This is a genomic window from Pseudoalteromonas sp. SG43-1, assembly GCF_014164415.1.
Classification (GTDB): domain Bacteria; phylum Pseudomonadota; class Gammaproteobacteria; order Enterobacterales; family Alteromonadaceae; genus Pseudoalteromonas; species Pseudoalteromonas distincta.
The window spans coordinates 1-18,757 of sequence record NZ_JACJFD010000016.1; the positions used below are offsets into that span (position 1 = coordinate 1).

Sequence of the window (18,757 nt, forward strand, 5' to 3'; positions counted from 1 at the left end):
GACGAATGGATGATTTATTACAATAATGACCGAACTCATCAAGGAAAAATATGCTGTGGCAGAACGCCATTAGAAACTTTATTAGATGGAAAATTGATCTGGGCTGAGAAAAATTTAGCTCAAATCTAGACTGACAGTCACCGATTAAAAAACGGGTAACTGTCAGATCAAGTCTGAGCTAGTACACCTTATAACACCATATACACATGTTATATGGTGTTTTATGTAGATAGCTTCTGATCTTTCCCAAAATAAACACAGCGACTTTGAGTCAACACATATACAACTGTCAGATTCGATTGAGTTCTATTATTCGAATCTGACAGATCAAGTTAAGATTTATTCAAGAAAATTGATTGCACTAAGCACGAAGGTAGCGTTACCGAGCACGACATACAAATAATAGAATAGAGTTATGACTTTTCTAGCTTCTTTTCAAAGTCGCTTTTAACTATTTCAAGTGCTTTAAGTACTTCTTCTGGAGCAACATCGTGTTGCTCTAGTATCATAATTAAATCTACTGCAAGTTTCATATGTGTAGGGGCTTGATCAAGTGGACTTGTCATTTAACTCTTTCTTTTTTGATATTTGGCTAATTGCAACATTTATTGCTGTTTGTACACGTTGTTCCATATGTATGCGTTCTGATTGCGGTAAATAAAACGCCATATCTACATCGTAGCGAATATATCGTGGCGGGAGCTGATTTAGTACCGTACAACAAAAGTCAGCCATTACATCTTCATCATATTTTTCATCAAGTTTAAGTTTGATAACTTCCTCGACTACAATCTTTTCGTAATAGTTGTGTATGTCTTCGTGTAATCGCATATTCCCACCGCTTTAAAATAATCCGTTTAACTGAGTCTATACTATGGCTTGCTATAAATCGATAGCGGCTTTAAATAGTTGTTTATGAACATTAATTAGTGAACTCAAATTACGCTGATAACCTCCGCCTAGGCCGCACATTAGTGGGATTTGGTGTTGCTTACAAAAGTTGAGAGAAAAAAAGTCGCGTTTATATACGCCATCTAGTGATACTTCAAACAAGCCTAACTCGTCTTTTGTGTAAATATCAGCACCTGCATTATACAAAATAATATCGGGGCTATGAATACGCACGCAAAAATCGAGTGCTTGCTCTAATGTAGCAAGGTACTCAGCGTCGGTTGTTTTAGCGGGCAATGCAAAATCGTAGGTGGACTCTTGCTTATTACGAGGAAAATTTTGTTCACAATGAATTGAGCAGGTAATAATTTGGTCATGGTTTTGAGTGATTTGTGCTGTGCCATCGCCTTGGTGTACGTCGCAATCAAAAATTAAAACAGTGTCGGCTTGCTCTGTATTTATTAAATGTGCTGCTGCAATAGCTAGATCGTTAAAAATACAAAAACCGCTACCGTAATCACTGTATGCATGATGATAGCCACCACTTAAATTAGCCGAAAAACCATGTTTTAGCGCGTGTTCACTACTTTGGATGCTTGCCCCAACTGATAGTAATGTGCGCTCTACCAATTCATTTGAATAAGGAAAGCCCATTTTTTTTATGGCTTTATTGCTAAGAGTCCCATTTAAAAAGTCATCTATATAACGTTGGCTATGACATAGCGAAAGTTGAGATTTGGTTGCTTTTTCAGGCTCTTGAAAGTGAATAGCCGAAACACCTAGGTTTTCTATTTCTGTTTTAAGTAACTTATACTTTTGAATAGGGAATCGATGACGTTCTGGGAGTATAAGGTCTGAATACAATGGATGATAATAAAGCTGCATAGTAAAGTGCACCTTAACGCAGCTGCTGTTTTTCTACTTGTTGAATTTTATCTTCGGTGGCAGAAATTGCTTTTCTGCAGCGGCCTAATCGAGCGTGTGTGCTTAATATTTCAAGGTTAAGCTTTTGTGCTTTAGCAGGCGAGGCTTTATCCATTTGCATTTTTCGCTCTTCAATCATGAGCACTAAACGGCGTTCAAACTCATGGTTTTGTTTTAATTCGTCGTAAAGCTCATGGGATGATTGCATTATTTTTTGCACAGCTTGCTTATAAACGGTTTGCTTAGGGCGTGGTTTATAATGGCTTTTGTTTTCTTTAACCCAAATAGGCGTTGATTTAATAACATTGAATACAGCTTGTATTTGAGCTGCAATACGTTCAAGCGCGTAGGTATAAGCATGGCGATGCTCGCTTGGCGGTAACCTTGAAACTTCGTCTTCTATTTCTATTACGTAATCGACTAGGTTCATGCTTTTGGTACTAAAAACTGCGCGGTCAAACAAGCTAGGTTGTGCTTGCATGTAACGATTTTTAGAAAAAAGTTTAGCTTTATCAAATTGCTCAGCTTGTTGTTTTAGCGTTGCAACTTGTTGGCGTAGTTTATCTAAAGCCATTGAATGCATATTAAAAGTAAGCCTCGTAAATTAGTTTTAATGCTAAAAGTATAACCATAGTATTAAAAACTGGGCGAATAAATTTGCTACCAAAACGTATTGCTGAATGCGCCCCAAACCATGCGCCTAGCATAATAAAAAAGCCCATTGTTATGCCAAGTAAAAAGTTTACATGGCCGAGTGCAACAAAGGTAATTAAAGATATAAAGTTAGACACAAAGTTCATTGAACGCGCTAAGCCACAGTTGAGTAGCAGGTTCATTTTGTAAAGCATGCCATTAGAAGCAGTCCAAAATGTACCCGTACCTGGGCCTGCTAAACCATCAAAAAAGCCTAATGCTAAACCTTGTAGCCATTGTTTTATTTTCATCGCTTTGTTTAGTTTAGGAAGTTCATCGCCTTCGGTGGTGCTTAAATTACCAAATAAGCTATAGCCAGCAACTAAAATAATAATAATGGGGAGTAGTTTGTTTAAAAAATCGATACTTAAATGATCAACAATAATAGTACCTATCAATGCACCTATTGCGGTTGCAGTAATGGAGGCTGCCCAAAACTTAGGACTAAATAAGTTCTTTTTATAGTATGTATAGCTTGCCGTTAACGAGCCAAAGCTAGCCGCTAATTTATTGGTGCCTAATGTTAAATGTGGAGGTAAGCCAGCAGTTAATAAAGCGGGTACAGTTAACATGCCACCGCCACCGGCGATAGCGTCTATAAAACCTGCGGCAAGTGCAACAGCACATAAAACAGCCCAGGTTGTTGGATCGAGTGCGAGTTCAAACATTAATAATCTATTTGTCTTTTAAAAGGTGGTAGGGTGTCGAGCATGGCTTTACCGTATCGCTTAGTAACTAAGCGCCTATCGAGAATAGTAATACAGCCTTCATCACTCTCTTTTCGCAGCAGTCTACCACAGCTTTGTACCAATTTCTTTGCGGCGTCTGGTACGGTAATCGTTAAAAACGGGTTACCGCCTTTGCTTTGTACAAATTCTGCTTGCGCTTCTTCTATTGGCGAAGTAGGTACAGCAAACGGAATTTTAGTAATTATTAAGTTCTCTAAATATTTACCAGGTAAATCAAGGCCTTCAGAAAGGCTCTGGGTTCCAAATAAAATACTGCCTTTGCCTTCGTCTACATTTTTAGTGTGTAATTTAAGCAACGCTTCTCGCGACATCTCACCTTGTACTAATAAGTTAAAACCTTTTGTTCTAAGAAATTTTGTTACGTGGTCCATTTGCCAGTAAGAAGCGAATAGTACAAGGTTCGCTTTTTTATCATTTAGGTACTCTGGTAAAGTTTTAGCTAGGTGATCACTAAAGTCTTTATCGGTAGGTTCTACTTTAGATACCGGAATACGTAAAGTGGCTTGTTTTGGGTAATCAAAAGGAGAAGGTACTTTAATAAATTTAACGCCTTCTTCTTTAGCAAGTCCTGTTTCGTAAGCAAAGTGATCAAACGAGCCCAGTGCACTTAATGTCGCAGAGCACAAAACAGCGCCCGCGCATTCTCGCCACAATTTATCTTTTAGGTAATAACCGACCTCGATAGGGCAGTCGCTTAATAAGTGGTCGTGATGGCTTTTATATTCAAGACGTTTTATCCATCGTGCATGGGGAGCACCTTCGCCTTTTTTTGCGTAACTAAACCATAGTTTGTTTAGTTGCTCTAAGCGGTTTATGTATTGACCGCTTTCGCCTAGTATTGGGTCGGCAACGTAAGGTTTTATGTCGCCGTCGCTTACATCTTGGGTAAGGGTGTCGTGCATTTTGTTTAAACAGCGCAGCGCATCTTGCGTGGCTTCGCTTATGTCTTTTGCTTTACTGTGCAGCGATTGTGGAATTTCACCGTGCTCAAAGCGATAAGTATCGTCTTTCGAATATTCAAAGTCAGCATTATCGAGAATATCGCGAACTACTTTTAAATCTTTATTCGCGTCATTAATACTGTCGCAAAGTTTAAAGTTTTGGCCAATGGCTCTTTGCCCTACTAAAACCTTTGCCATTTTTCCGCTAAACTTGGTGAGCTTATCAAGCCATTCTATTGTACCTTTAATTGTTGCTGCGGCCGATGAAAAGTCGCGTGTTATATGTGCTAAATGATGCGCTTCATCAATTACATAAATGGTGTTGTCGGGCTCGGGTAAAATTTTACCGCCGCCTAAGTCTAAATCAGCTAGTAATAAAGAGTGATTAATTACCAGCACATCCATTTGCATTAATTGATTACGAGCAAGCTGAAACGGACACGTTTGATGGGCCTTCATTTGGCGTTGGCATGAATGTTTATCGCACGCTATTAAGTTCCATACTCTGTCGGGTACGGTATCGGCCCAGCTGTCTCTATCGCCTTGCCATTTTTTATTCACATATGCGTTATATAGCTCATTCAAACACTTGGTTTCCATTGCGCTCAATGGTGAAGTAAGCGTTGGCATAAAGTCCATTTGTGTTTGGCTATCGCCGTTTACAGCATTATGTAATTTGTGAGCGCAAATATAACGATGGCGACCTTTTACCAAATCAAATTTAAAGTCGAGGCCTGAATGCTTTTTAAAAAATGGGAGCTCTTTTGCTATTAATTGTTCTTGCAGTGCAACGGTTGCGGTAGAAATAACTAGCTTCTTTTTTTGCGCTAAGGCAAGAGGCAACGCGCCTAAACAATAGGCAAGAGACTTACCGGTACCGGTGCCTGCTTCAATTACGCAAATGCGCTGCTTTTTATGGTATTCGCCAGCAAGTGTTTTTGCTATTTCGGCTACAAGATAATTTTGACTGCTACGAGGGCGATAATCTTTTAGGTTACTAGCCACATGCTGGTGTACTTGCCTAATTGTTTTTTTTAGTGAGTCAGAAAGCATGGGATGATTTACCTAAAGTATGTATATAATTACAGTGCTATGGATTTTAGAGTTATAAGAGTGTAACTACAAGCAGCTTGTTTACTAATTTAGCCTATTAAGCAGTGGCGTTAGATGATTTGCATATTTTTTCCAGTCAGTCAGCGCTTCTTTGTAAATTGGCTTACGTACTTGTTCTGAACTGGGAGTTAAAACAGGGCGTTGGTTATTATAAAACTCATAACACGCTTGCTCTACTACTAAATTGCAATGTTCAAATAAATCATTAACCGTTTCAGTGAAGTTGCTTATTAAGCTTTCATAATTAATTGTATATATTTCGTCAGGATATACGCTATGCCAATGTGTCATCAGCTTATAATATTCATTCATGTAGTGAGCTAAATCTTCCTGATCGTAGCTATAACTATGGCCCTGTGAAAATGAGTGCTTATAAAGGCTCCATGCAGTCGCTTTTTTATCTCGTTGTACATCGATTATTTTTGCATTAGGGAATAAAGTTTTGATAAGAGCAATATGTTGAAAGTTGACTGGTTGTTTATCAATAAAGTAAGGCTTGTTATTGCGAAAAGGTTCAATGAATTTTAAGTAGCGTTTGGCTAATGTTGCCAAGTGCTCTTGAGTCAAACTATTTAGCTTATAAGGTACGTTGCTTTTTATCTGAAGGTTTTCTAACTCTACTGCAATAGAATTGATTTCTGATAATTCATAGCTAGCGTCAACATGGCTATGCGATGCCAGTATTTGCTCAATAAGTGTAGAGCCACTTCTAGGCAAGCTTACAATAAATATCAGCTGGACTTCATTTTCGGTTGAGGTATGTACTGTATTGGCTACTTTTTTGGTTAGGTATTTTTTACAGCGCTCATTAAAGTCATTAGTAATGTAAGGGGTAAGTGACTTTTGTAAATCGTTACTTATTCTTAGCTGCAAAAAGGCATCTTCGTATCTGCTATGTTGTTCATATGCTTTAGCTAAAGCAAAGTGAAGTTGTGCTCTATTTAATTTATTTGAGTCTATTGTTATCTGCTGTTCTAAATTAGCTATATTGAGCTGAGTGAAAGTATATGTTTTTAAGTTTGCTAAGTTCCAATAGGCTTCGCCGATATGGGGAGCTAGTTTTATTGTTTTGCAAAAGTACGCAATAGCACTTTGGTTATTGCCAATTATCTTTTCTATGTTTCCAAGTCTTAAATTGCAATATGCGGGGTAATAATTTTTATTTAACAAAGATTGGTAATTTAGAGATGCATTTTTGAAGTCCATCATTTTTACATAGGCAGCAGCGAGTAGACTTTGGGATTGTGGTAGTAAAGTAACTAATTTGGTCGACCTATTATAAAAAGAGATTAGCTCTAAATATTGCTTTGTATTAAATAATGCTTCAATGTGCGCATCATAAGCGGCTGATTTTGTGCTATTTATATTTATATTATGAGAAGTAATAGCCAAATACGTTTTTAAGTCGTTTGCCTGAAAAGCTATTTTACTTAATAACACTAAAACACGGTATTCATTCGCTACAAGCTTGAGCAACTCATGGGCAATGTTTTCTGCTGGTTTTAATTCTTTGTTTAATAGATGCTGATTCGCTTTATCTAAACGTTGGTTAAACCAAGCAATCATCTCATATTGTTTAATGGCTTGTTGGTATTGCTCTTGCTCTTTTAACTGTCGATGTACTTGGGCTAATACTTGCCAAGCTTGATGGTGCTCTGGTGCAGTTTGAATTAAAGATAATATTATTTTTTTGGCTTGTTGAAGCTTGTTTTGTTGAAGGAGATTATTAGCGTGTTGGATAATTTCAGAAGGGCTCATTGAATGCTCATATTATTTTTTTCTTAAGACTAACTTAGAAAGAAATAAAATATAACCTGCTTTACAAATTTTATTTTTGTCGTTTTTTATTACAAGGCTTATTTCATTAATGCACTTAGACTCGGGGTTTATTCTCTCTACAGAAACAGTTGATTCACCTTTGGGCGTAAGTTTTGTTATTTGGCTTTTAACTGAAAAAGGGCCATTAAAAGCAATTAGCTTACCAGAGTCAGTTGTTTTTTTTATCAAGTTAAAGGATAAAGCGACGGTAGAAAAAGTACTGCGGCTCTCAGATGTTTCTTTTGAAATTGTCCCTGTAGAATTAAAAGATTTTCAGCAGGGGACTGTGGCTGGTTGCTACTTTAAATCACTTAAACATTACTACAATGCGTTAAAAGCTCTAAGCGCAGAGGGCATTGTGACATACGAAGATGACATACGCCCTATAGATCGCTTTTTAATGGAGCGATTTATTAAAGGCTCCACATGGGTGAGAGGAGATATTACACATAAAGACGGATATAGGCTGTTAACCAATTGCCAATTTAAAAATAACCCAGATGTAAATCCTAAGTTTAAAACAGTTTCTTTAGACATCGAGTGCAATGGAGAAGGGGTATTATTTTCCATTGGTTTGGTCGGTCATGGCATTGATTGTGTATTAATGATTGGCAGTCCTATTAAATATAGTGATGCAATTGAAATAATATGGTGTGTTGATGAAATCGATCTTTTACAAAAATTACAGCACTTTATAGCAAAAACAGATCCAGATCTTATTATTGGTTGGAACGTCATTGAGTTTGATTTTTCTGTTCTTCACTCCAGAGCTGAAACTCTAGGTATAGAATTGCGTCTTGGACGTAATAACGAAAAAATAAAATTACGAGTAGGCCATTATACTCGATTAACTATACCAGGAAGAGTTGTTATAGACGGTATAGACACGTTAAAAAATGCGACCTACCACTATGATAGCTTTAGCCTGTCAAATGTAGCTGCTAAGGAGCTTGGTGAGAAAAAGTACATCAGTTCAAGTGACCAGCTAGCAGAAATTGAACGCCAATTTAATGATAATAAGTTATCCCTTGCGAAATACAATAGACAAGATTGCGTACTGGTTCTACGTATTTTTAACAAATTAAATTTACTTGATTTTGCTGTTGTTAGGAGTCAATTAACGGGACTTGAACTTCATAGAATGGGCGGTTCAGTCGCTTCATTTGTTAACCTTTATCTGCCCTTACTTCACCGAAGTGGTTATGTTGCACCTAATTTAGGAGATCATGGCTTAAGTTTTGATAGTCCTGGAGGGTATGTAATGTCTTCAAAACCGGGGTTTTATAAAAATGTACTTGTACTCGACTTTAAAAGCTTATATCCATCAATTATGCGTACTTTTTGTATAGACCCTCTTGGTTTAATTGAGGGGTTGCTCAATCCAAAAGATGCAATTCCAGGATATAATAATGCACTTTTTTCAAGACATAAAAATCATTTACCAGCCCTTATAAAAACTCTATCAATAACAAGACAAGAAGCAAAAGATAGCCAAAAACCTATGTTATCGCAGGCTATAAAAATTATTATGAATAGCTTATATGGAGTGCTTGGTTCTCGGGGGTGTCGCTTTTACGATCCACGTCTTTCAAGTTCAATCACACTACGTGGGCACGATATAATGCAAACCACAAAAAAATGGATAGAGGAGTGTGGGTACAATGTAATTTATGGCGATACAGATTCAATATTCATTACTTTGGATGACGGTTTGAATACGCTTCAATGCGATGAAATTGGTAAACAATTAGCTATTAATATCAATCAACAGTGGGTACAAGAAATTAGTCAGAAGCACGACTTAGAGAGCTTTTTGGAAATTGAATTTGAAACCTTATACAGTCCTTTTTTTATGCCTACAATTAGGGGGAAAACGATGGGCTCTAAAAAACGATATGTAGGTCAAAAAATTAATAAAAATCACAATGAGCTAGTATTTAAAGGTGTTGAAGCAGTTCGAAGTGATTGGACTGAGTTCGCTCAAGAGTTTCAAGTAGAGTTGTTTGAAGCTTTGTTCAGTAGTGACTATAAAATAAGCCTTTTAGAGGAGTTAGTTAATTCTTACTCTAGGCGTTTACAAAATGGAGAATTTGACGATAAATTAATTTATAGAAAAAGGTTAGGACAAAATTTAACTGAATATAAAAAGAATATTCCACCACATGTCCAAGCAGTTAAAAAATATAAAGCCCAGAACCCAAACTTTGAGGTGAAACGAGGGCAAATTATAGAGTATGTTTACACATTTGATGGACCAGAGCTCAGTGATACAAATAAAAGACTGAATTATCCTTTGTATATAAAAAAACAATTAGACCCAATAGCCGAAATGATTTTTAGTGCTATGGAAGTGACGCTATCAAAGAGCTCTCAAACCTCTCTCTTTTAAGTTACCGTGAGCTAAAAGTTAACCTTTGTGAATTCAATCCCCCCTTTTTTATAATTTCCCTTAATGCAGTAATGGCGCTATTTAATAATACCAATGTAAATTTTTTGATTTTAAAATTGTAATGCTTTAGCTTTGAAAGTGTTGGTAATTAACAATAAGTTAATTTTATGTTGACCACGTTGTGTTGCTGGTATTATCATAACGTATGATTACCATTTATTAACAAATGGTAATCAAGCAAAAAATATAAAAAATATAAAGTATTCTGGGAGAATCAAATGTTAAATAATAAAGTTTCAAAAGCAGTTCGCTTAGCGATAGCTTTCGGTACAGCTTCAACAGCTGCTTTTTCAGCAAGTTCGTTTGCTGCTGATGAAGAAAAAGTTGATAAGGTTGAACGAATTGAAGTTACTGGTTCACGTATCAAACGTACAGATATGGAAACAGCTAGCCCAGTGCAAGTAACAACTGCTGAAGAAATTGCTGTTGCAGGTTTTACTCGTGTTGAAGACATGATGAATAGCTTACCGCAACTAGAAGCGTCTAATACTTCTTTCCAATCAAATGGTGCTTCGGGAACTGCAACTCTTGATTTACGTGGTATGGGTTCTCAGCGTACTCTTGTTCTTGTAAACGGTCGTCGTATGCAAGCTGGTGGTATTTACACACAATCAGCGGATATTAACCAAATTCCTGCCGCGCTAATTAAACGCGTAGATGTAATGACTGGTGGTGGTTCATCTACTTACGGTGCAGACGCTGTTGCTGGTGTTGTAAACTTTGTAATGAACGATCAGTTTGAGGGTTTTGAAGTTAATGTAGGTACAACTGCTTACCAACATAATAACGATAATGAATACATGCAAGGCCTAATGGATGATGCTGGCTTTGAATATGAAGAAGGTAATACGGGTCTTGATGGCGCGTCATTTGATTTTGCAGCGACTCTAGGTGGTGCATTTGATAGTGGTAGGGGTCATGCAGTAGCTTACTTTACTTACAACAGACAAAATGAATTACGCCAAGGTGCACGTGACTACTCATCTTGTGCTCTAAATGCTGCTGGTACAGCTTGTGGTGGTTCAGGTAATGCTGTTAACCCTAACTTTTATATCTCAGCTCCTAACGCTGACGGTGTTGTAGACTTTGGTGAAGGCCAGTACGAATACTGGACTCTAGGTCAAGATAGCAGCTTTATTCCTTCAGTTGGTAATACATATAACTACGCGCCAATTAACCACTTTATGCGTCCTGATGAACGTCATACATTAGGTATGTTTGCTAACTACGAAATAAATGATAGCTTCCGTCCGTTCATGGAAGCAATGTTTATGCGTAACCGCACTACAGCGCAGATTGCTGAGTCTGGTACGTTCTTTAATGATAATTACTCAATTGATTTTGATAGCCCATTATTAAATGATACACAACGTGCACAACTAACTGAGCGCTTTGGATTGACTTCTGGTGATCAGTTTGCAACTTATATTGGTAAGCGTAACGTTGAAGGTGGCCCTCGTGCAGACAGCCTTGAACATAACTCTTTCCGTTTAGTGTTAGGTAGTAAAGGCGAAATTAACGACCTTTGGTCTTACGAAGCATTTGCTCAATACGGTTCAACTTCATCTTCTTCAGCATATGAAAATGATTTCTTTGGTCCGCGTATAATCACCGCTTTATCAGCAAATGGTGAAGATTGTAGCGCGACTTCTGGTTGTATTCCGTACGATGTTTTTCAGTTTGATGGTGTAACTGAAGAAGCTGCAGGGTCACTTACTGGTACGGCAATCTTGAACGGTGTTACTGAGCAATTGATTGTAAGTGGTTTTGTTACTGGCGAATTCGATTTCTCACTTCCATCTTCAGAGTACCCAGTTGCTGCAGTATTTGGTGCAGAGTATCGTGAAGAAACATTCAGTAGAACAGCTGATGAAGTATTTGCACAAGGTCTATTACTAGGCCAAGGTGGTACTACTAAGAGTTTAAATGGTGGTTATCAAGTACGTGAAGTGTTTGGTGAGCTTAGCCTACCAATCGTTGAAGATTTACCGTTAGTTGAAAGTTTACTTGTTGAATTAGGCTACCGTTGGTCAGACTATAGCACTTCAGGTGCTGAGCCGACTTATAAAGTGGCAATGAACTGGGATGTAACAGGCGATTGGAAAATTCGTTCAAGCTACAACCGTGCAGTTCGTGCAGCAAACAATGGTGAGCTATTCGCTCAACAAAGCACTGGTTTATGGGCCGGTACTGATCCATGTGCTGGTACACCAAGCCTAACAGCTGCTGAGTGTGCAAATACAGGTGTTTCTGCAAGTCAGTATGGCAATGTAGGTAAGAGCCCTGCGGATCAATATAATGCTCTGTTTGGTGGTAACCCAGATTTATCCCCAGAAATTGCTGATACTATTACTTTAGGTGTTGTTGGTAACCCATTTGAAAACTTCAACTTCTCAATCGATTACTGGGATATTGAACTTGAAGACGCGATTGGTAATATTGACCCAGAAATTCTAGTTACACAATGTGGTAAAAGCGGCGCGGCTGTATTTTGTGATAACGTAGACCGTACACCTGGTAGTGGTAGCCTTTGGATAGGTTCTGGCCAAGTTGTTGCTACAAATACTAACTTAGGTAATATCCATTACGAAGGTATCGATTTAAGCGCAAACTACGATATGGAAATTGCTGAAGGTACATTAAAAACTAGTATCATTGGTACCTACATGTTAACTAAGGAATTTGATAATATTCCTGGTGTAAGTGAAGTATATGACTGTGTTGACTCATTAGATAACGGTTGTTTCCCTCAACCAGAATGGCGTCATGTTGTATCTGCTAGCTACGACACGGGCAGCTGGTGGAGAGCTACTGCTAAATGGCGTTTCTTCAGCGGTGTAAACGATTACACTGGTGCTGATACATTAGTACAAGACGACGGTATTAGCTCACAAAGCTATATTGACCTTAAAGGTACATTTACTATTAATGATTACACGTCTTTATTAGTAGGTGTTAACAACGTTATGGATAAAGAGGCACCTCTAGTTGGTGGTTCATTATCAACAAACGCAAATGCTATTGCTGGTTACTACGATTCGTTAGGTCGTTACTTCCATGCGAGCCTTTCATTAAAATTCTAATTTGAATTAATTAATGTATATTAAGCGAGCTTAGGCTCGCTTTTTTTATGGGGAAAAAATGAAATCGGTAAAAGAAAGTTTACTGTTTGCAATACAGCAATTGAATAGTGGAAAGATTGTGGCAGGAAAAGCAACCCTAGAAGGTTTATGCGACAACCCTGAAGTTAATGAGCAAGCTTTAGCTGTATTGTTTAAAGTAGCTATGAATGAAGGAGATTTACTAAAAAGTAAGGAAGTTTGTAGAAGACTCATTTCAATAGCCCCCAAAAAATTCGATTATGTAAATACTCTTTGTCAGTTATATGCCGCCAGTAATGAATTCTCTTTAGCAATAGACTTACTTAAAAAATACACTGAAATAGTACCGGATAGCGCAATGTCATATTTTCAATTGGGTGAAATGGCAAAAAAAGATGGCAAAGGTACTCTTGCAAGTACATCTTTCTTAGCAGCTATCGAGCTTGGTTACCACGACATATATACCGCTTATGTGGAGTTAGCATCCGTCTACTCTGAGCTTTTAATTGATTATGGGACTGCGACTAATTATTTACAGCAGGCAATTACAGTTGAACCAAATAAAATTAATGCCTATTTTAATCTTGCTAATATATATGAGCAGCTTGGTGATAAGCAAAACTGTTTAAAGAGCTTTAATCAGGTATTAAAGATAAATCCTTTATATGGTCTGGCGCATGCGAGAATTGCTGATATACAAACATTTAATAAAAAAGAAGCGTTAGAATACGAACTAAAAAGCCTATCTATTTTAGAAGCTATAGAAGATGATGTGTTAAAAGCTGATATGTATTATGCGCTTGGGAAAGCTTATGACGATAGCAAAGATTATGAAAAATCATGGTCTTATTATACTAAAGCCAATAGCTTTAATCGAAAATATATCCCGCAATACAACAGGGTTGATATCGAACATCAAGTAAGTAACACACTAGCAAGAGAGCTTAGTAACGTAAAAAGTAAGACTGGCGATATTGTTCCAATTATTATTTGTGGCATGTTTAGGTCTGGTTCAACCTTAATAGAACAAATAATTTGCACTTCTGAGGTGATTAGCAATGGAGGAGAGATTGATTACTTGCATAAGCAACTATTCAATCTAATTGATAAGCCTAAAGTGCTGTCAAGCACGGTTAACTCAACATTATTTCAGCAAGGTTATGAGAAAGAATTAAAGTTAAGAGCGGGAAAAAGTAGTCTTGTTACTGATAAACGGCCTGAGAACTACTTATACATTGATATAATTAAAATGATGTACCCTGAAGCAAAAGTTATTTGGACACAGCGCGATATTAGAGATAACAGTTTATCAGCTTACTTTCAACATTTAGGCCCAAGTTTGAATTATGCGACCGCACTGAATGATACAGTGCACTACCATAAAGCGCAGCAGCGTGTTAAAGCACATTGGCTAAAAAAGTATCCTAATGATATTTTTACAGTCAATTATGATGAACTTGTTTCAAAGCCCGAGGGGGTATTATTGCCTCTGTTCGAATTTTTAGGCGTAAAATATCAAGGTGAAAGCGGTTTATTTCATCAACAAAAAAATATTGTAAGTACTGCTAGTGTTTGGCAGGTGAGAAAGCCTCTTTATACATCTTCATCGGGAAGATATAAAAATTTCAGTAGGTATATTAAAGAAAGCTTATCTATTTCTGATTTTGAAGAGTTTAATAATGTATTAGATTAATCACTGAGAGTATTCAGCACTCAATAGAGCGCTGAATACAATTTAATTATTTAGTGGGTAAGTCTTTTATTTTAACACTACTACTATTGATTTTTTTCTTGAGACGAAGCTTATTAATTTTGTCTAATACTGCAGGTGAAAAGCGAGATTGAGAGCTAACTTTAGAGGATAACATATCGCTTAGGAAGCTAAGGTTCATAGCGCCTGCACCAGGCACGTTACTATTGGCTGCTACGGCATTGAGCAAGGCCGCTTTGTTGGTGGCATTACCCTCACCAAATGAGCGCTCAGTGCCGTATATGTCGGTTACATTCCAGTCCTCAATAGCTAGAATTAATTCTTCCGAATCTTCTACTTGTGAGTTAATAGAAGAATCAGAATAGTTTAAAATATGCTTTAGTAGATCGTTCTCAAAGTCAGGAAATAAAATTTTTGCTTGATCATAAAAAATAGAAACGTTTAGACGATTTCTTTTAACTTGAACGCCTCGGTTGGAGTTTACAAACTCTTCAGCATTACCTGAAAGTTGTTTATATACCTTATTAGCTGTGTAAGCTTCGTTACGTAAATTCGGACTTCCGATTATCCCTTGATAGAAGCCATACATTACTATTTTCTTATTCCCAAATTTCTTAAAAACGATATCATGTTGAATATTATTAAGTGACAAGGTATGGCCTGAAACATTTATAAATTTATCGTTTAGTATTGAGCTTTCACCTTCGAGTAATTTTTTTGCATTTCGAACTGGGTAATGTTCAATTAACTTTTCAATAATGGCTGTATTATATAAGTTTAGCCAATAAGCTAATTGCTCATCTAAGGTTAATGCGTTTAAAGGGACTTCTTCAGGTACTTTTTCTAGGCTTTGGCGAATTACTTTAAAACCTAGCTTAATATCCGATTTTACAACTTCTTCGAAATAAAAGCGGTTAGCCTCTAAAGCCGTATCTCTGTCTCTATTAGACCGTAACCTTGTGCCATTACCTACTATTGGTTTTAGAATAGTCCTATCAGATAAGCCCATGTCAATAACGGTTAACTCTAGAAGTTGGTCTAGGTCTTCATAAGATATGCTTATATCCCTATTTAAGCCAAAATCTGAAAACTCTTCGGGTAAAGAGAATTCTTCAGCTTTCACTGGAATAAAAACAATAGCGATTATAAGTAGCAAGCATTTTATCATGATCAATCCTTTGTTTTTGTTTTTGTTTATTTTTATAGCACTAGTTTGAATTTCAATCAACTAGATTAACCAATTGGCATAATATCGCTAGGTATTGTTAAGCGAGGTCTATCGCTTTTAAGCTCATTTGTGCCATGCCAAATATAGCTAGGAAAAATGATAATTTGTCCACTTTCAGGGCATATCTCGCGATCTATTGATTCTCTTTTTCCTAGATCAAGACATGTTTCTCCTAACTTTAACCAGCCATTTTTAAGTGGATCATTTTTACTCATTTCATCAGGTATAGAAATATAGCTGGGTGCTGACAACCAACCGTGAGGATGAATATGATTGGCATGATATCCTCCATTTTCTAGTTTTACTGACCAGCTGCCTTTGGCAGTAAAGTTTAGGCTATTTCTTGCCGTTAATGGGTGCATACTATCTGCTGGTAAATCATTTAAGTAAGTAGATATACATGACTCCATTGACTGCTTAAATAATGAGAGTAACGTATTTGAGCGATAGAGTAAGTGTCCTTCAGTTTGACTTCCTCTTCGAACACTTTGATCAAGCGGGTCTTGTTCTTTAGTGTGTAAAGTAAGTAATAGTTCCTTGAGTTCCTTCCCAAAAGAGTCAAACGACTTGTAGCCTTTAGGCGTAGGTAGAGCCATTGTTTTAACAAACATATCGTAATTAGTTAACCAATGATATTTATCGTCTTTAGCTAAGCGCCAAGCTGTGGATAAATAAGCCCAGATTTCTTGATTAAAAGGGTTGTGTTTAACTGCAGTGTTTAAGTGCAATATTGCTTTTTTATATTCAAAATTTTCAATACAGTAGTTTGCCAAATCTACACTATATCTTGCTGATTGGGGAGCCTGTGATACAAGCTCATCTAATATAATGAATGCTTTATCACTTTGCCCATGCTTACCTAAAATGATGCCATGGGCATGTTTTATGTCTAAGTTATCAGGGAAGAGCCTAATTGCTTGTGAAGATACATCAAGGGCTTGATTAAAATCTTTAAAATGTAAAAGCTGAGCTAGTTGTGATTGAACTAGTTGTGGGTTTTTAGCATGATTTAAGAATGTACTATTGTAGGAGCTCATAAGGGCTGATTTGTTTGCACGATCCCAGTATAATTTATTTAAACACTCATGCGCAGGTATATAGTTAGGAGCCTGTTCAAGACATCGTTTTAAATACTGCTCACAGAGCTCAAACTTTAGTAAATCATAGTAAGTACAGCCAATCAAAAAGTTAACCTCGGGGCTATACTTGTTCTGCTTATCGCTTAGCATTAAAAATATATCTAAAGCATTGTCGAATTTACCCATATTGCGAAAATTACAAGCACGTTTATATTTAAATAAAAATTGATTTTTTAAATCGACAGGTAAAGAGAGGTAATAGCTTTCAACTAATTCTAAGTCACCCAAACGTTCTAGTAATTCAAGCTTTAACCAGTGATATCTCTCTTTTAAGGTTTCATCAGATACGGTTTTAGAAAGTTCCTTTTTTGCTTGTAACAACTGGTTGGTTTTGATCAAGCTTTCTATAAAATTCAGAGATACCTTTTTGCTTAATGGCAAATACCTTGTGTTTTTTAAAAAGTTTAAACATAACGAATGTTTAGCAGTTCTGCACAGCAAGTTTGTATAGTTTTCAATTAGAGGGAGGGATGAAGGAAACTTATTTACTGCGTAAGAATATGTTTGTTCGGCATTTTCATTTTGGTTAAGTGCGCTATATGTAGCGGCAAGTAAAATATACCAATCAACAGTTTTAATATCACATTTGTTTAAAAAAAGAATAGCTTGGTTATATTGGCGTGAATTATAAGCAGCGAGCGCAGAGTTAAGAAAGTTAGACATAAAACACCCTATTTTTCGTACCATGTTAACAGGGTGTTTTTTAAAGTTAAATAATAAAATTTATTAAAGGTCTTTTATTTTTACAGAGCCACTATTATCAGTTTCTTTTAGCTTGAGAGCTCTAATTTTTTCGAGCATTTCTGGAGAAAAGCGGCCAAAGTCCATCGTTTTCTCCGAAATAGAATTAGATAAAAAGCTTATGTTAACAGCACCTAGTCCTGAACCTGCGCCATCAGCTCCTATTGGTTTTGATGAGTTATTTGCAACAGCATTGAGCATGGCGGCAGGATTTGTTGACGCTGCGCCACCAAACTTTCGCTCTGTGCCATAAATATCAGTGATTCTCCAATCTTCAATACCTATTTTAAAGCTCTTAGCATATTTTATATCAGAGCTCATTGGCGGGTTTGCATAGTCTTTTAGGTGCTCTCGTAAATCTTTCTCGAAGTTTTCGAATAATGGTTTAACTTGCTCATAGTACTTAGAGGCATAAAGGCGATTTTTTCGCTTGATACTAGTTCCTCTATTTGAATTGACGAATTCTTCAGCGTTTTCAACTAATTGATGATAAACCTTGTTTCCTTTATATGCTTCGGCACGAATGTTAGGACTTCCTATATTTCCTTGATAAAACCCATACATAACTATTGGTTTTTTTATACCAAACTTTTTAAAAACAATATTTTGTTGTATGTCGTTTAAAGAAAGTTTATGGCCAGCAACATTTAAAAACTCATCCTCTAAAATTGAATTGCTGCCAAAGAGTAAATCTTCTGTATCGCGAATAGGATAGTGTGTGATTAGTTTTTCTAACATGGCTGTATTGTAAAGGTTTAACCAATAAGCAAGTTGCTCATCAAGGCTGAGTTCGTTAAGTGAGATTTCATTTGGCAGACTTTCTAGGCTAACTCTGATCTTATAAAAACCGTCTTTAATCTCTGATTTTGTTACTTCTTCAAAGAAGAAACGATTTGCTTCTAATGCTGTGTCGTTATTTTTATGCGACTTCATTCTTGTACCGATGGAGGCTTGAGAATTTAGTTTGGAACGATCTGATGCTCCAGTATCAATTACAGTAAAACTTAGAAGAGTATCTAAGTCATCATATGAGACAGTAATATCTCTATTTAAACTAAAATCTGAAAATTCTTCCGGAAGCTCTTTTAAGTCAGCGAAAGCCGAGAATGAGATAGTGAGTATTAAAATACATACGAGGTGAGTTTTCATAGCAATTCCTTTGTTTGTTAGGAACACCATAATCTACAAATGTTAATTCACTTTCAAGTTTTGCTTACATTTAATTTCATTTTATTAGCATAGCACCAAAAAGTGGAATA

General features: G+C 36.7%; 13 protein-coding genes and 1 pseudogene. 4 read left to right on the top strand and 10 right to left on the bottom strand.

Translation table 11 applies throughout. The annotated features are described in order from the left end of the window. Nucleotides 1-129 (top strand): annotated as a pseudogene (locus H5159_RS12000) (IS481 family transposase); the annotation flags it as partial. Between the two features lie 284 nt (nucleotides 130-413). Here the strand turns inward: H5159_RS12000 and H5159_RS12005 are convergent. From H5159_RS12005 to H5159_RS12035, 7 genes are all read right to left on the bottom strand, one after another. Beyond that, on the bottom strand, nucleotides 414-566 hold the full coding sequence (locus H5159_RS12005) for a DUF2496 domain-containing protein (RefSeq protein ID WP_076914928.1): 153 nt from the start codon (nucleotides 564-566) through the stop codon (nucleotides 414-416). Beyond that, nucleotides 550-831 (bottom strand): late competence development ComFB family protein, encoded by a 282-nt coding sequence (locus H5159_RS12010; protein ID WP_002958257.1) that lies wholly within the window; start codon nucleotides 829-831, stop codon nucleotides 550-552. Before H5159_RS12010 ends, H5159_RS12005 begins: the two co-directional genes overlap by 17 nt. A gap of 51 nt (nucleotides 832-882) precedes the next feature. Continuing rightward, nucleotides 883-1,776: a histone deacetylase gene (locus tag H5159_RS12015; protein WP_182716181.1), complete on the bottom strand. Its 894-nt coding sequence runs from the start codon at nucleotides 1,774-1,776 to the stop codon at nucleotides 883-885. Nucleotides 1,777-1,789: 13 nt separating this feature from the next. After that, on the bottom strand, nucleotides 1,790-2,398 hold the full coding sequence (locus tag H5159_RS12020; RefSeq protein ID WP_002958255.1) for a primosomal replication protein: 609 nt from the start codon (nucleotides 2,396-2,398) through the stop codon (nucleotides 1,790-1,792). 1 nt (nucleotide 2,399) lies between these two features. Further along, nucleotides 2,400-3,176, bottom strand: coding sequence for a TSUP family transporter (locus tag H5159_RS12025; protein ID WP_182780344.1), 777 nt, complete (start codon nucleotides 3,174-3,176; stop codon nucleotides 2,400-2,402). Next, on the bottom strand, nucleotides 3,176-5,251 hold the full coding sequence (gene dinG / locus H5159_RS12030; RefSeq protein WP_039484246.1) for an ATP-dependent DNA helicase DinG: 2,076 nt from the start codon (nucleotides 5,249-5,251) through the stop codon (nucleotides 3,176-3,178). Before dinG ends, H5159_RS12025 begins: the two co-directional genes overlap by 1 nt. Before the next feature lie 84 nt (nucleotides 5,252-5,335). Beyond that, a complete protein-coding gene (locus H5159_RS12035) occupies nucleotides 5,336-7,069 on the bottom strand; it encodes a tetratricopeptide repeat-containing sulfotransferase family protein (RefSeq protein WP_182780345.1) in 1,734 nt (577 codons plus the stop codon). Nucleotides 7,070-7,178: 109 nt separating this feature from the next. Here H5159_RS12035 and H5159_RS12040 point away from each other — a divergent pair, with 109 nt between their 5' ends. From H5159_RS12040 to H5159_RS12050, 3 genes are all read left to right on the top strand, one after another. Next, a complete protein-coding gene (locus H5159_RS12040; protein WP_182780346.1) occupies nucleotides 7,179-9,518 on the top strand; it encodes a DNA polymerase II in 2,340 nt (779 codons plus the stop codon). Between the two features lie 278 nt (nucleotides 9,519-9,796). Next, nucleotides 9,797-12,661 (top strand): TonB-dependent receptor domain-containing protein, encoded by a 2,865-nt coding sequence (locus H5159_RS12045; protein ID WP_182716177.1) that lies wholly within the window; start codon nucleotides 9,797-9,799, stop codon nucleotides 12,659-12,661. Between the two features lie 58 nt (nucleotides 12,662-12,719). Then, complete coding sequence (locus tag H5159_RS12050) at nucleotides 12,720-14,372, top strand: tetratricopeptide repeat-containing sulfotransferase family protein (RefSeq protein ID WP_182716176.1); 1,653 nt, start codon at nucleotides 12,720-12,722, stop codon at nucleotides 14,370-14,372. Nucleotides 14,373-14,418: 46 nt separating this feature from the next. Here the strand turns inward: H5159_RS12050 and H5159_RS12055 are convergent, their stop codons facing one another. From H5159_RS12055 to H5159_RS12065, 3 genes are all read right to left on the bottom strand, one after another. Then, nucleotides 14,419-15,618 (bottom strand): DUF547 domain-containing protein, encoded by a 1,200-nt coding sequence (locus H5159_RS12055; RefSeq protein ID WP_182780347.1) that lies wholly within the window; start codon nucleotides 15,616-15,618, stop codon nucleotides 14,419-14,421. A 5-nt stretch (nucleotides 15,619-15,623) separates the two neighbouring features. Beyond that, nucleotides 15,624-17,420, bottom strand: a complete 1,797-nt coding sequence (locus H5159_RS12060) for a putative 2OG-Fe(II) oxygenase (RefSeq protein ID WP_182780348.1) — start codon at nucleotides 17,418-17,420, stop codon at nucleotides 15,624-15,626. Between the two features lie 63 nt (nucleotides 17,421-17,483). Further along, complete coding sequence (locus H5159_RS12065) at nucleotides 17,484-18,647, bottom strand: DUF547 domain-containing protein (RefSeq protein WP_182682303.1); 1,164 nt, start codon at nucleotides 18,645-18,647, stop codon at nucleotides 17,484-17,486. Between the last annotated feature and the right edge of the window lie 110 nt (nucleotides 18,648-18,757).